The organism is Pseudomonas fluorescens, assembly GCF_002837185.1.
In the GTDB taxonomy this organism is placed as follows: Bacteria; Pseudomonadota; Gammaproteobacteria; order Pseudomonadales; family Pseudomonadaceae; genus Aquipseudomonas; species Aquipseudomonas fluorescens_AM.
Genome location: NZ_KZ477990.1, coordinates 70,494 through 85,452 on the forward strand (window position 1 = coordinate 70,494; position 14,959 = coordinate 85,452).

A 14,959-nucleotide genomic window follows, 5' to 3' on the forward strand; every position below is an offset into this window, starting at 1 on the left:
CCGAGGTCAGGGGCGCTGACCGTCAACGGTATTGGAGGAAGACGTTGTCTCGCCCGAACTGGTCACGCAAAGCTTGAATCAAGCCGTCAGCCGGATCAATTCGCCAGGTCTCGCCAAACTGCAGCATAGCCTTGGCGTCGTTGCCGGTGTACTCCATGGTCACCGGGCACGCGCCACGGTGACGCTTGAGCAGGTCACCCAACCAGCGTAGCTGATCGCCCTTGAGTGCCTCGGTCTTGACTTTCAGGCGCAGGCTTTCGGCCAGATTGGTGCGTGCATCTTCCATGCTCATCACCCGCTTGATGCGCAGGCGCAGGCCGCCGGAGAAATCGTCGTTGCTGACCTCCCCCTCCACCACCACCATGGCGTCGGTCTGCAGCAGCGACTGGGCGGAGTGGAACGCGTCGGCAAACAGCGAGGCTTCGATCCGGCCCGAGCGGTCATCGAGGGTGATGAAGCCCATCTTGTCGCCCTTCTTATTCTTCATCACACGCAGGGCGATGATCATGCCGGCGACGGTCTGGGTATCGCGCGCCGGTTTCAGGTCGATGATGCGCTGGCGGGCAAAACGGCGGATTTCGCCTTCGTACTCGTCAATCGGGTGACCGGTGAGGTACAGGCCCAAGGTGTCTTTCTCGCCCTTGAGACGTTCCTTGAGGGTCAGATCCTTGGCCTTGCGATGGTTGGCATACACATCCGCGTCTTCTTCGACGAACAACCCGCCAAACAGGTCGGCGTGGCCGCTGTCATGGGTACGGGCAGTCTGTTCGGCAGCCTTGATCGCTTCTTCCATAGCGGTGAGCAACACCGCGCGATTGCGGTCGATATTGGCCTGGTAAGCCTTCGGCTCGTCATGGAAATACGGGCCAAGGCGGTCCAGCGCGCCGCTGCGGATCAGGCCGTCAAGGGTGCGTTTGTTGATACGCTTGAGGTCGACCCGCGCACAGAAGTCGAACAGATCCTTGAAGGGCCCGTCCTGGCGCGCTTCGGTGATGGCTTCCACCGGGCCTTCACCGACCCCCTTGATCGCGCCGAGGCCATAAATGATGCGGCCTTCGTCGTTCACCGTGAACTTGAACTCCGAGGCGTTCACGTCCGGCGCGTCGAGGCGCAGCTTCATGGTGCGCACTTCCTCGATCAAGGTCACGACCTTGTCGGTGTTGTGCATATCCGCCGAGAGTACCGCCGCCATGAACGGCGCCGGATAGTGGGCTTTCAGCCAGGCGGTCTGGTACGACACCAGGCCATAGGCGGCGGAGTGGGATTTGTTGAAGCCGTAACCGGCGAATTTCTCCACCAGGTCGAAGATGTTACCGGCCAGGTCGGCGTCGATATTGTTGGTGGCACAGCCCTCAATGAAACCGCCGCGCTGCTTGGCCATTTCTTCGGGTTTCTTTTTACCCATGGCGCGACGCAACATGTCCGCGCCGCCGAGGGTGTAGCCCGCCATGACCTGGGCAATCTGCATCACCTGTTCCTGATACAGGATGATGCCGTAGGTTGGCGCCAGTACCGGCTTGAGGCCTTCGTACTGATAGTCGGAGTGCGGGTACGCCAGCTCGGCGCGGCCGTGCTTACGGTTGATGAAGTCATCCACCATGCCCGATTGCAACGGCCCCGGACGGAACAGGGCCACCAGTGCGATCAGGTCTTCCAGGCAGTCGGGCTTGAGCTTTTTGATCAGCTCCTTCATGCCCCGGGATTCAAGCTGGAACACTGCCGTGGTTTCGGCTTTTTGCAGCAGGCTGTAGGTCGGTTTGTCGTCCAGCGGGATGAACGCGATATCCAGCGGTTCCTCGCCCACCTTGGCGCGGTCGCGGTTGATGGTCTTGAGCGCCCAGTCGATGATCGTCAGGGTGCGCAGGCCGAGGAAGTCGAACTTCACCAGGCCGGCCGCCTCCACGTCATCCTTGTCGAACTGGGTAACCAGGCCGTCACCTTCTTCGTCGCAGTAGATCGGCGAGAAGTCAGTCAGCTTGGTCGGCGCGATCACCACGCCGCCGGCGTGTTTACCGACGTTACGCACCACGCCTTCGAGCTTGCGCGCCATGTCCCAGATTTCGGCGGCTTCTTCATCGACCTTGATGAAGTCGCGCAGGATTTCCTCCTGCTCGTAGGCTTTTTCCAGGGTCATGCCCACTTCGAACGGGATCATCTTCGACAGGCGGTCAGCCAGCCCGTAGGACTTGCCCTGCACCCGGGCCACGTCGCGGATTACAGCTTTGGCGGCCATGGAACCGAAGGTGATGATCTGGCTCACCGCATTGCGGCCGTACTTCTCGGCCACGTATTCGATCACGCGATCGCGGCCGTCCATGCAGAAGTCGACGTCGAAGTCGGGCATGGATACACGTTCCGGGTTCAGGAAGCGTTCGAACAGCAGGTCATATTCCAACGGGTCAAGGTCGGTGATCTTCTGCACGTAGGCCACCAACGAGCCCGCACCTGACCCACGGCCCGGACCTACCGGTACGCCGTTGTTCTTGGCCCACTGAATAAAGTCCATCACGATCAGGAAGTAACCGGGGAACCCCATCTGGATAATGATATCCAGCTCGAAATTCAGCCGATCGACGTAGACCTGGCGCTTGGCTTCGTAATCTTCGGTGGTGTCCTTCGGCAACAGGACGCGCAGGCGATCCTCCAGGCCATCGAACGACACCTTGCGAAAGTACTCGTCGATGGTCATGCCATCGGGAATCGGGAAGTTGGGCAAAAAGTGCTTGCCCAGCTTCACTTCGATGTTGCAGCGCTTGGCGATTTCGACCGAGTTTTCCAGGGCCTCGGGCAAGTCGCTGAACAGTTCGGCCATTTCCTCGGCGCTTTTGAGGTACTGCTCTTCGCTGTAGTTCTTCGAACGGCGCGGGTCATCCAGGGCGCGGCCTTCGCCGATGCACACGCGGGTTTCGTGGGCTTCGAAATCTTCCTTCTTGATAAAGCGCACATCGTTGGTCGCCACCAGCGGCGCGCCCAGCTTGTCGGCCAGGGCCACGGCGGCGTGCAGATGCTCTTCATCGTTGGGGCGGTTGGTGCGCTGCACTTCGAGGTAGAAGCGGTCGGGGAACACCTGCATCCATTCGCGGGCCAGCACTTCGGCTTCCTGCGGGTTGCCACCGAGCAGCGCGATACCAACCTCGCCCTCCTTGGCGGCCGAGAGCATGATCACGCCTTCGCTGGCTTCGGCCACCCACTCGCGCTCGATGATGATCGAGCCATTGCGCTGACCATCGATAAAGCCACGGGAAATCAGCTCGGTCAGGTTGCGATAACCCACGCCGTTCATCGCCAGCAGGCTGATGCGGCTCAGCGGGTTATCCGGGTCTTTGTTGGACAGCCACAGGTCGGCGCCACAGATCGGCTTGATACCTGCGCCCATGGCGTTTTTGTAGAACTTGACCAGGGAGCACATGTTGTTCTGGTCGGTAACCGCCACCGCCGGCATGTTCATGCCCACCAGGGTCTTGACCAGCGGTTTGATCCGTACCAGGCCGTCGACCAGGGAGTATTCAGTGTGCAGGCGTAGATGAACGAATGAAGCCGGCATAGTGATCCTGTGCAGTAACTTGGAAACGACAAGGCCCGGGATTGTACCGGGCCTGGAGCAAAACATCAGCCTCGCGACTACACCTCGCTGAGGCTCTCGCGCAGCTCATAAGCCTGGCGCACCGGGGCGAACGAGCGGCGGTGGATCGGCGTAGGACCGAGTCGCGCCAGGGCTTCCAGATGAACGGGCGTCGGGTAGCCTTTATGGCCGCCCATGCCGTAGCCCGGGTAAACCAGATCGAAAGCCGCCATTTCGCGGTCGCGGCTGACCTTGGCCAGGATCGACGCCGCCGCAATGGCCGGCACCTTGCTGTCACCCTGGACCACGGCCTCGGCGCGCATCGCCAGTTTGGGGCAACGGTTACCGTCAATCATCGCCAGCCTGGGGGTGATATGCAGCCCTTCAACTGCACGCTGCATGGCAAGCATGGTGGCGTGCAGGATGTTCAGTTCGTCGATTTCTTCGACTTCCGCCCGGGCGATATGCCAACTCAAGGCCTTTTCACAGATCTCGTCATAGAGTTTTTCACGACGGGCTTCAGTGAGTTTTTTCGAATCATTAAGGCCCAGGATCGGACGGTTCGGGTCGAGGATCACCGCCGCCGTTACGACCGCACCGCACAACGGGCCGCGCCCGACTTCGTCGACACCCGCCACCAGTTCATGGGCCTGTGCAACCAGGCTGAAATCCAGGCCCATCTGCGTACTCATAAAGCTTCCTGTTTTTGGCCGATCAGGTTCAGCACGGCATCCGCCGCCTGGTTCGAGGCATCACGGCGCAAGGTGCGGTGAATAGCGTCGAAACCACGGGTCTGCTCTTCGCCGCCATCAATCAAGGGTAGTAGCGTTTGCGCAAGCGCTTCGGGCTTAGCATCGTCCTGCAACAACTCCGGCACCAGCAACCGTTGAGCCAGCAGGTTAGGCAAGGAAATGTACGGGCTTTTGACCATGCGCTTGAGAATCCAGAAGGTCAGCGGCGCCAGACGATAGGCCACCACCATCGGACGTTTGTACAGCAGGGCCTCCAGGGTTGCGGTACCCGACGCAATCAATACGGCATCGCAGGCGGCCAGGGCCAGGTGCGACTGGCCGTCGAGCAGGGTCAGCGGCAGGTTGCGCCCCTCCAGCAATGTTTCAATTTGCGCGCGACGCTGCGGGCTGGCGCACGGCAGCACAAAACGAACGCCCGGCTTGAGTGTTTGCAGGCGTTCGGCGGCATCAAAAAACAGGCTGCCAAGACGTCCGACTTCCCCTCCCCGGCTACCCGGCATCAACGCGACCAGCGGGCCGGCGGCCAACCCCAGTTCGGTACGCGCCGCGTCACGGTCAGCGTGCAAAGGAATAGCATCGGCCAGGGTATGGCCGACAAACCGCACCGGCACGCCCTGCTCTTCGTAGAACCTGGCCTCGAATGGCAGCAGGGTCAGCATCAAGTCGCAGCCTTCGCGAATCTTCAGCACACGCTTTTGCCGCCACGCCCATACGGACGGGCTGACATAGTGCACGGTCTTGATCCCGGCCTGGCGCAACTTGAGTTCAATGTTGAGGGTGAAGTCCGGGGCATCGATACCGATAAAGACGTCGGGCCTTTCATCGATCAGCGTCTTGATCAGTAGCTTGCGCCGAGCAAGCAATTCACGCAGGCGCCCCAGCACCTCGACCAACCCCATGACCGACAGGCGCTCCATCGGAAAGTAGGAGGTGAGGCCTTCGGCCTGCATCAAGGGGCCACCCACGCCGATAAATTCGATTGCGGGGTGCCGGACTTTCAGAGCCCGCATCAGGCCGGCGCCGAGGATATCGCCGGAAGCTTCCCCGGCGACCAATGCGATACGCAACTTGGCCATGATCAGCGGGTAATGCCGCGAGTCGACGCCTGGATCGAGTCACGAAACACCGCGACTTCCGGGAACGACGCTGCCGGCTCGGCCAGTTCGATCAGGGCCTGCTCAACCGTCAGCCCTTGACGGTAAACCGTCTTGTAGGCGCGGCGCAGGGCCTGAATTGCGTCGTCGCTGAAACCGCGACGGCGCATGCCTTCGAAATTCATGCTGCGGGCTTCGGCAGGATTGCCGAACACCGTGACGAATGCAGGGACATCCTTGCCGATGGCGGTGCCCATGCCGGAAAAGCTGTGGGCGCCGATATGGCAATATTGATGCACCAGGGTGAAACCGGACAGGATCGCCCAATCATCCACATGCACGTGCCCGGCCAACGCGGTGTTGTTGACCAGGATGCAATGGTTGCCAATCACGCTGTCGTGGCCGATATGCGCATAGGCCATCACCAGGTTGTGATCACCCAGCGTGGTCTCGGCTCGATCCTGCACGGTGCCACGGTGAATGGTCACGCCTTCACGGATGATGTTGTGGTCACCGATGACCAGGCGTGTTTCTTCACCCTTGTACTTCATGTCCGGGGTGTCTTCGCCTACCGAGGAAAACTGGTAGATACGATTGTGTTTGCCAATGCGGGTCGGACCCTTGAGGATCACGTGTGGCCCGATGACAGTCCCCTCGCCGATTTCCACACCTGCGCCGACGATCGACCAGGGGCCGACCTCAACGTCGGCGGCCAGTACGGCCGACGGATCGATGATTGCGCGAGGGTCAATCAAACTCATAGTTTGCGTTCCGCACAGATGATCTCGGCAGAGCACACCGGCTTGCCATCCACCGAAGCCTGGCATTCGAACTTCCAGATCTGGCGCTTGCAACTGATGAACTTGGCTTCCAGGATCAACTGGTCACCCGGAGTGACCGGATTGCGGAAACGCAACTTGTCGGAACCCACGAAATAGTAAAGCGTGCCGTCGGCAGGCTTGAGGTCAAGCATTTTGAAACCAAGGATACCGGCAGCCTGGGCCATTGCTTCGATGATCAACACGCCCGGCATGATGGGATGCGCAGGAAAGTGACCATTGAAAAACGGTTCGTTGATGCTGACATTCTTGTAGGCACGAATGCGCTTTTCCTCAACATTGAGGTCCACTACACGATCCACCAGCAGGAACGGATAACGGTGAGGCAGGTATTCGCGAATCTCGTTGATGTCCATCATTTCGGGGGGAAGCCTGTAATAAAGATTGGGGGCGGGCGGACTAAAAGCACGCCCCGCTAGCAAATCAAGGAGGCAGTCTATCGGCTGTGCACACTTGATATGGAAATGGTATCAGCCTTCTGATGAAGCATCACCGCCAGGGGTCACGTCCCCAACACGCTTTTCCAGCTGTTTGAGACGTCGAGCCATGTCGTCGAGCTGTCTCAGACGCGCCGCACTCTTGCGCCATTCAGCCGCAGGCTGCATGGCGGTACCGGATGAATAAGCCCCTGGCTCGGTAATCGAGTGAGTGACCATGGTCATGCCAGTGATGAAGACGTTGTCGCAAATATCGATATGCCCCACCAGCCCCACGCCACCGGCAAGCATGCAATGCTTGCCGATTTTAGTGCTGCCGGAAATCCCCACGCAGGCAGCCATGGCGGTATGGTCGCCAATCTGCACGTTGTGGGCGATCTGGATCTGGTTGTCGAGCTTCACGCCATTGCCAATCACGGTGTCGGCCAGGGCCCCGCGATCGACCGCGGTGTTGACACCGATTTCCACGTCGTCACCGATCAATACGCCGCCGACCTGGGCAATCTTGTGCCAGATACCTTTGGCATTGGCAAAGCCAAAGCCTTCACCGCCGATCACTGCACCTGACTGAATGACCACCCGCTGCCCGATACGCACATCGTGGTAAAGAGTAACGCGAGGCGCCAGCCAGCCATCGGCGCCGATTTCGCAGCGCGCACCGATAAAGCAATGCGCGCCTACGGTGACGCCAGCGCCAATACGCGCGCCACTCTCGATGACCGCGAAAGCGCCAATGCTGGCCGCAGGATCGACCTGCGCATCCTGCGCGATCACCGCTGACGGATGGATACCACCCGCCGCCTTCGGCTTGGGATCGAACAGGTGCGATGCTTTCGCGTAGCACAGGTAGGGATCAGCCACCACCAGCGCATCCCCGATAAACCCTTCGGCGTCAGCGGCCTTGAGCAACACGGCTGCGGCTTGGCAATCGACCAGGTATTTACGGTATTGAGGGTTTGCGAGGAAGCTCAACTGAGCTGGGCCAGCCTCCTGCAAGGTGGCTAGCCCAGTGATTTCCTTCTCCTTGGAGCCACGCAAGGTGGCCCCCAGGAACTCGGCCAACTCGCCGAGCTTGATAGTCGCAGTCATGGTTTACTTCAGCTGGTTCATGCGCTCGATCACCTGGCGGGTGATGTCGTATTGAGGCTTGACGTCAATCACGGCGCCGCGCTCGAACACCAGGTCAAAGGCACCCTTCTTGATGACTTCTTCCACAGCGCTGTCGAGCTTGGGCTTGAGCTGCTTGAGCATTTCGCGGTCGGCAACAGCCTTGGCTTCGTTCAGCTCCTTGGATTGGAACTGGTAGTCACGGGCCTTTTGCTTGAACTCAAGCTCCAGACGCTCGCGCTCGCCTTGCTGCATCTTGTCGCCACCGGCAACCAGGCGGTCCTGGATGCCCTTGGCGCTGCTTTCCAGGGTCTTGAGCTTGGTCAGTTGCGGACCGAATTTCTTCTCGGCATCCACGGCATAACGCTTGGCCGCGTCAGATTCCAGCAGGGCCATCTGATAGTTCAGCACGGCGATTTTCATTTCGGCGAAGGCCGGGGTGGTTACCAGCACAGTGGCCAGCAAGACCAATTGAGTCAACTTACGCACGATGTACTCCTACAGAATCCGTTGTCGTTATCTTAGGTCAGACGCTTAGAACGTCTGGCCAAGGGAGAATTGGAAAATCTGGGTTTCAGCGTTATCCGGTTTCTTGATCGGCATGGCCAGAGCAAAGCTCAATGGGCCCAGCGCGGTCACCCAGGTCACACCCACACCCACGGAGCTCGCCAGATTGCTGAGGCTCACGTCATTGCACTGGGTGTTGGACCGCGAACCGTTCGGGTTGGTGACCTGTTCACATTTGGAGTCGAACACGTTACCCACGTCCCAGAAGACCGAAGTACGCAGGGAACGCTGATCTTTCACGAATGGCAGCGGGAACAGAATTTCCGCACCACCCTGGATCAGTACGTTACCGCCGAACGGCAGCGGATCGTTGTCCGAGTCAGCCACCGTGCCCCGGTTACCAGTAAGCGCCTCGCCACGGCTCGGCGTACCACGAGGACCCAGGGTGCTGTCCTTGAAGCCACGTACCGAGTTGAAGCCACCCGCGTAGTAGTTTTCATAGAACGGCAAGCCATTGGTCGAACCATAACCGTCGCCATAGCCCAGTTCGGTGTGCAGGCGCATGGTGTAGTTGTCGCTCAACGGCTGGAACAACTGGCCGCGATAATCGAGTTTGAAGAACGACAGGTCGCTGCCCGGCGTGGTGACTTCCGCGGTCAGGCTCTGGGAATGGCCACGGGTTGCCAGTACACCTTTGTTCAGGGTCGACTCGGACCAGCCGGCAGACGCCTTGAAGTTCAGGAACTTGTCGCCCTCACGGCGGGTGAAGTCGAAAATCTCATCCACGGTGTACACACCGGTCTTGATCTCATCCTGCTGCGCGGTCAGGCCGAAGGTGAGACGCGAGGTCTCGCTGATCGGGTAACCCACGTTCACACCGGCACCGAGACTGTCGATCGCATAGCTTGCAACGTCAACGTCGAGGTCTTTGTAGTCGGTGGTGCGATAGAAGGCGTTGTAGCCCAGGCTCACACCATCTGCAGTCCAGTAGGGGTCGGTGTAGCCGAAGTTGTATCGGCTCTGGTATTCGCTTCGGGTCAGACCGATGGAGACACGGTTACCGGTACCGAGGAAGTTGTTCTGGGTAATGGAACCCCCCAGGATCAAACCGGCGCTCTGGGCGAAACCGACGCTGGCGGTGATCGAGCCCGAGGCTTGTTCTTCAACGGCATAGTTCACGTCGACCTGGTCATCCACACCCGGTACGGCCGGGGTTTCAACGTTGACTTCCTTGAAGAAGCCCAGGCGCTCAAGTCGGGTCTTGGATTGGTCGATCAGGTAAGTCGACGCCCAACCGCCTTCCATCTGGCGCATTTCACGACGCAGTACTTCGTCCGAGGACTTGGTGTTGCCACGGAAGTTGATGCGGTTGACGTAGGCACGCTTGCCTGGATCGACGACGAACGTGATGTCCACGGTGTGGTCTTCATCGTTCGGGGTCGGCACGCCGTTGACGTTGGCGAAGGTATAGCCTTCGTTACCCAGGCGACGGGTGATCAGCTCGGAGGTGGTGGTCATCAGCTTGCGCGAGAACACCTGGTCCTTCTGGACCAGCAACAGGGACTTGACCTGGTCTTCAGGCACTTTCAAGTCACCGCTGAGCTTGACGTCACGAACCTTGTACTTCTCGCCTTCGTTGACGTTGACAGTGATGTAGACGTGCTTCTTGTCCGGGGTGATGGACACCTGGGTCGAAGCGATGTCCATATTGATGTAGCCACGGTCCAGGTAGTAGGAGCGCAGGCGTTCCAGGTCGCCGGACAATTTTTCACGGGCGTACTTGTCATCGTTCTTGAAGAACGACAACCAGTTGGTGGTCTTGAGTTCGAACAGGTCGATCAGGTCTTCATCAGCGAACTTGGTGTTGCCCACCACGTTGATATGCTGGATGGCCGCCACGGTGCCTTCGTTGATGTTGACCTTCAGGCCTACCCGGTTACGCGGCTGCGGGATCACTTCCGTTTCCACGCTCGCCGAGTAGCGGCCCTGGGCAACGTACTGGCGTTGCAGCTCGTTACGCACACCTTCGAGGGTGGCGCGCTGGAAGATTTCGCCCTCGGCCAGGCCCGACTGCTTCAACCCTTTCATCAGGTCTTCAGTGGAGATGGCCTTGTTGCCTTCGATCGTGATACTCGCGACGGAAGGCCGCTCGACGACGGTGATGACCAGGACATTGCCTTCGCGACCCAGTTGGATATCTTGAAAGAACCCGGTTTTGAACAGCGCACGAGTGGATTCCACCAGGCGACGATCATCAGCCTGTTCCCCGACGTTCAACGGCAAGGCACCAAAGACGCTACCCGCGGAAACCCGCTGGAGGCCGTTGACGCGAATATCGGAGATGGTGAAGGACTCGGCGTGAACTTCGGCGATCATCAATACGGTGAGAACCGCAGTTAGCAGCAGACGTTTCATGAAGTCCTTTCTTATTCCAACTGGCAATAAACAAACTGCCGCAAAATGCGGCAGATTCGCAATTCAGCGAAGCGTTACAGTCGTCCCAGATCGTTGACCAGAGCTAACAACATCACTCCGACCACCAAACTGATACCGATCTGTATCCCCCAACCCTGCACCCGATCCGACAAGGGGCGACCACGCACCCACTCGACCAGATAAAACAGCAGATGCCCCCCATCCAATACTGGAATGGGCAGCAAATTCAGAACTCCAAGGCTGATACTCAGATAAGCCAGGAAATTCAGGAAATCCGCGACACCCGACTGGGCAGAAGCGCCCGCCACTTTAGCAATGGTTATCGGTCCACTCAAGTTTTTTACCGAGAGCTCGCCGAACAACATTTTCTTGAGGGATTCGAGGGTCAGCACGCTCATGGTCCAAGTGCGTTTAGCACCCTCGCCAATCGCGGCCAACGGCCCGAAGCTGACCTCTCTCACCATCGATGGCGGCCACTCGACACCTTTGACCCCGGCACCCAGGTAACCCCCGGCGGCCTTGGCCTCCCCACGAACCGACAAGGTCACGGGGACGTCGATTTGAGCACCTTCACGCTCAACTTTCAGCACAATTTTGGTATCAGGACGTACACGCACCAGATCGACCACTTGCTGCCAGTCACCCAGTGCCTGGCCATCAAGGGCCAACAGCCGATCGCCGGTCTTAAGACCGGCGGCCTGGGCCGGGCCCTTGGGATCGAGCTCGGCCAGTACTGGCGGCAACGCCGGACGCCAGGGACGAATGCCCAGGGATTTGATCGGATCCGGCTCGTCAGCGCCTTGAAGCCAACGGTCCAACGCCAGCTCACGCGGGCTTTCGGCACTGGAGTCCTGCTCGCGCACCACCACATTGACAGTACCGCTCTCGCCCAGTCGACGCACCAACTGCAAATTGACCGCGCCCCAGCCGGTGGTGGGCTCGCCATCAATGGAAACAATTTCCTGCCCTGCCACCAACCCGGCCTTGGCCGCAATACTGCCCGACTCGACCGCACCGATGACCGGGCGCACCTGCTGGCTGCCCAGCATGGCGAGGACCCAGAAAAACACCATCGCCAGCAGGAAGTTGGCGATCGGGCCGGCAGCCACGATGGCGATCCGCTGACGAACGGTCTTGCGGTTGAAGGACTGGTCCAACTGATCCGCAGGCACTTCGCCTTCTCGCTCATCGAGCATCTTCACATAGCCACCCAACGGGATAGCTGCGATCACGAACTCAGTGCCACGACGATCATGCCAGCGAACCAGCGGCATGCCGAAACCGACGGAAAAGCGCAATACCTTGACGCCGCAACGACGCGCCACCCAGAAGTGGCCGAATTCGTGGAAGGTAACCAGCACGCCCAGAGCAACCAGGGTGCCGACAATCATGTAGAGCGCACTCATCTAATTTCTCCGCATTTCAATCCGATGCCTGAAGGCGCTCACCCGCCCACAACCTGACGCGCGTTGCGGTCCAGCCATTGCTCGGCCAGGGCCCGGCCCTTGGTATCCGCCTCGAACACTGCTCCCAGATCATTCACAGCCACTACCGGCTCAAGATTCAGAACGTCCTCGATGATACTCGCGATCTGCGGAAAGCGGATGCGCCGTTCGAGAAACGCTGCCACGGCCACTTCATTGGCTGCATTAAGCATGGCTGGCGCACTGTTACCCGCCTCGGCCGCTTGCCGGGCCAGACGCAGGCACGGGAAGCGCTGCTCGTCGGGCGCTTGAAAGTCCAGGCGCGCAATCGCAAACAGGTCCAACGGCGCCACACCGGAGTCAATCCGTTCCGGCCAAGCCAAGGCATTGGCGATCGGTGTGCGCATATCGGGGTTACCCAATTGCGCCAGTACCGAGCCGTCTACGTAATCGACCAGGGAATGAATCACACTTTGAGGGTGAATCACCACTTCCACCTGGTCGGGCCGCGCATCGAACAACCAGCACGCCTCGATCAGCTCCAGCCCTTTGTTCATCATGCTTGCCGAGTCCACGGAGATTTTGCGCCCCATGGACCAATTCGGATGCGCACACGCCTGGTCCGGCGATACATACTCCAGCTCATCCAGCGGAGTTTGCCGGAAAGGTCCACCGGAAGCCGTGAGCAAAATCCGACGCACACCCACCTGGCTCAAGCCGCGGGCAAAATCGGCGGGCATGCACTGAAAAATCGCGTTGTGCTCACTGTCGAGGGGCAACAGGACCGCACCGCTCTTGCGCACAGCCTGCATGAAGAGCGCGCCGGACATGACCAGGGCTTCTTTATTGGCCAGCAGGATCTTTTTGCCCGCGTCGACTGCGGCCAGTGTGGGACGCAAACCCGCCGCCCCGACTATCGCCGCCACGACCGTATCCACTTCGGCATCCGCCGACACCTGGCACAGACCTTCCTCGCCCACCAGCACTTGGGTAGCAAGGCCGGCAGCGCGCAGGTCATCCTGCAGCCCTCGCGCAGCAGCTGCCTGCGGCACCACCGCAAACCGCGGCGAGTGACGCACGCACAGCGCCAGCAGTTCGCTCATACGCGTGAAGCCAGTCAGGGCAAATACCTGATAACGGTCAGGATGACGGGCGATTACATCCAGGCTGCTCAGCCCGACCGAGCCCGTCGCTCCCAGCACGGTGACCTGTTGCAAGCGGCTCACGAAGCGATCATCCACAGCAACACGGCAAAGATCGGCAACGCAGCGGTGAGACTATCAATACGGTCCAGCACGCCACCGTGACCTGGCAGCAGGTTACTGCTGTCCTTGATCCCGGCCTGACGCTTGAACATGCTTTCGGTGAGGTCGCCCACCACCGAAATGAATACGACCACGGCAGTCCCCAGCAAGGCCAGGATAATCTGCTTCACCGACCAGTCACGCAGCACACCGACCACCAACGCAATCAGCAGCGTCAAGGCCAGGCCCCCGTATACGCCTTCCCAGCTCTTGCCCGGGCTGACGGCAGGCGCCAGTTTACGCTTGCCAAAGGCACGGCCCGAAAAGTAGGCGCCGATGTCAGCTCCCCAGACCAGCACCATGACGGCCAGGATCAATTCGTTGCCGTTCGGGAAACGCTTGATCTCCACCAGTCCTTGCCAGGCCGGCAGCAGGATCAGCAAGCCAATCACCAACTTGCACGCCACACTGGACCACTGGCCGCTGGTACGCGGATAGGTCAGCACCAGGAACGTCGCCGTGGCCCACCACAGTACCGCCGCCCCCAGCACCCAGGGCGCGATATCGGGCAGGATGTACATCAGGAACAGCAACAGCGCGACGATTGCGGCATACGCCATACGGGGCAACTGGTCGCTGAACCCCGCCAGACGCGCCCACTCCCATGCGCCGAGCGTGACGACCAGGCCGATGAACAGCGCAAACCCGGAACCCTCGAGCAGGAAAAAACCGCACAAGGCAATCGGCAGCAGGATCAGTGCCGTGATGATTCGTTGTTTAAGCATTTAAACCCGGGCTCCAGCTTCGATCTGCTCGCTCGTTTTACCGAAGCGACGCTGACGGGAAGCGAAATCAGCCAGCGCATTGCGCATGGCATCGTGTTTGAAGTCCGGCCAGAACAGGTCGGAGAAGTACAGCTCGGTATAGGCTAGCTGCCACAGCAGGAAATTGCTGATGCGATGCTCGCCACCGGTACGGATGCACAAGTCCGGCAACGGCAAGTCGCCGGTCACCAGGCAGGTTTGCAACAGTTCGGGCGTGATGTCGTCGGGCCGCAGATGACCGGCCTGCACTTCGCGGGCCAGTCGCTGCGCAGCCTGGGCAATGTCCCACTGGCCGCCGTAGTTGGCTGCGATCTGCAGCACAAAACGGTTGCTGCCGGCAGTGATCGCCTCGGCTTCACGCATGGCCGCTTGCAGCTCCGGGTGGAACCGGGAGCGATCCCCAATGATACGCAGGCTGATGTTGTTGTCATTGAGGCGCTTGGCCTCGCGACGCAGCGCCTTGAAGAACAGGTCCATCAAGGCGCTGACTTCTTCGGCAGGCCGTTGCCAGTTCTCACTGGAAAAGGCAAACAGCGTCAGCACTTCGACCTTGGCTTCGGCACACACTTCGATGACAGCGCGCACCGCATCGACACCCGCTTTATGCCCGGCAACACCCGGCATAAAGCGTTTCTTCGCCCAGCGATTATTCCCATCCATGATGATCGCGACATGGCGCGGCACCACAGAGGGCACAGTCTGCTTGGTCTTTTCCATGAAGGCGTCCTGACCC

12 protein-coding genes are annotated in these 14,959 nt (G+C 59.8%); all 12 read right to left on the minus strand.

The features are described from left to right. Positions 1–22 precede the first annotated feature (22 nt). Positions 23–3,544, minus strand: coding sequence for a DNA polymerase III subunit alpha (gene dnaE / locus CIB54_RS07575; RefSeq protein WP_101219351.1), 3,522 nt, complete (start codon positions 3,542–3,544; stop codon positions 23–25). A gap of 77 nt (positions 3,545–3,621) precedes the next feature. Beyond that, positions 3,622–4,254, minus strand: coding sequence for a ribonuclease HII (gene rnhB / locus CIB54_RS07580; protein ID WP_065896980.1), 633 nt, complete (start codon positions 4,252–4,254; stop codon positions 3,622–3,624). Continuing rightward, entirely contained in the window at positions 4,251–5,390 is a 1,140-nt protein-coding gene (lpxB, locus tag CIB54_RS07585) for a lipid-A-disaccharide synthase (protein ID WP_101219353.1), read from the minus strand. The genes rnhB and lpxB overlap by 4 nt, the downstream gene beginning before the upstream one ends. 2 nt (positions 5,391–5,392) lie before the next feature. Then, the gene (gene lpxA / locus CIB54_RS07590) at positions 5,393–6,169 is read right to left on the minus strand and encodes an acyl-ACP--UDP-N-acetylglucosamine O-acyltransferase (RefSeq protein WP_057723196.1); all 777 of its coding nucleotides are present in this window, start codon (positions 6,167–6,169) and stop codon (positions 5,393–5,395) included. Beyond that, positions 6,166–6,606, minus strand: a complete 441-nt coding sequence (gene fabZ, locus CIB54_RS07595) for a 3-hydroxyacyl-ACP dehydratase FabZ (RefSeq protein ID WP_003172281.1) — start codon at positions 6,604–6,606, stop codon at positions 6,166–6,168. The genes lpxA and fabZ overlap by 4 nt, the downstream gene beginning before the upstream one ends. A 111-nt stretch (positions 6,607–6,717) precedes the next feature. Continuing rightward, positions 6,718–7,773 (minus strand): UDP-3-O-(3-hydroxymyristoyl)glucosamine N-acyltransferase, encoded by a 1,056-nt coding sequence (gene lpxD, locus CIB54_RS07600; RefSeq protein WP_065951940.1) that lies wholly within the window; start codon positions 7,771–7,773, stop codon positions 6,718–6,720. A gap of 3 nt (positions 7,774–7,776) precedes the next feature. Further along, positions 7,777–8,280 carry an OmpH/Skp family outer membrane protein gene (locus tag CIB54_RS07605; RefSeq protein WP_003189173.1) on the minus strand — a complete coding sequence of 168 codons (504 nt, stop codon included), beginning with the start codon at positions 8,278–8,280 and terminating at the stop codon, positions 7,777–7,779. Positions 8,281–8,325: 45 nt separating this feature from the next. After that, positions 8,326–10,713 carry an outer membrane protein assembly factor BamA gene (bamA, locus tag CIB54_RS07610; protein ID WP_101219355.1) on the minus strand — a complete coding sequence of 796 codons (2,388 nt, stop codon included), beginning with the start codon at positions 10,711–10,713 and terminating at the stop codon, positions 8,326–8,328. A gap of 74 nt (positions 10,714–10,787) precedes the next feature. Next, positions 10,788–12,140, minus strand: a complete 1,353-nt coding sequence (gene rseP / locus CIB54_RS07615; protein WP_065951938.1) for a sigma E protease regulator RseP — start codon at positions 12,138–12,140, stop codon at positions 10,788–10,790. A gap of 38 nt (positions 12,141–12,178) precedes the next feature. After that, positions 12,179–13,384: a 1-deoxy-D-xylulose-5-phosphate reductoisomerase gene (gene ispC, locus CIB54_RS07620; RefSeq protein WP_065951937.1), complete on the minus strand. Its 1,206-nt coding sequence runs from the start codon at positions 13,382–13,384 to the stop codon at positions 12,179–12,181. Next, positions 13,381–14,187 (minus strand): phosphatidate cytidylyltransferase, encoded by an 807-nt coding sequence (locus CIB54_RS07625; RefSeq protein WP_065951936.1) that lies wholly within the window; start codon positions 14,185–14,187, stop codon positions 13,381–13,383. The genes ispC and CIB54_RS07625 overlap by 4 nt, the downstream gene beginning before the upstream one ends. Beyond that, positions 14,188–14,943 carry a polyprenyl diphosphate synthase gene (gene uppS / locus CIB54_RS07630; protein WP_017137143.1) on the minus strand — a complete coding sequence of 252 codons (756 nt, stop codon included), beginning with the start codon at positions 14,941–14,943 and terminating at the stop codon, positions 14,188–14,190. It lies immediately after the preceding gene. Positions 14,944–14,959: the final 16 nt, after the last annotated feature.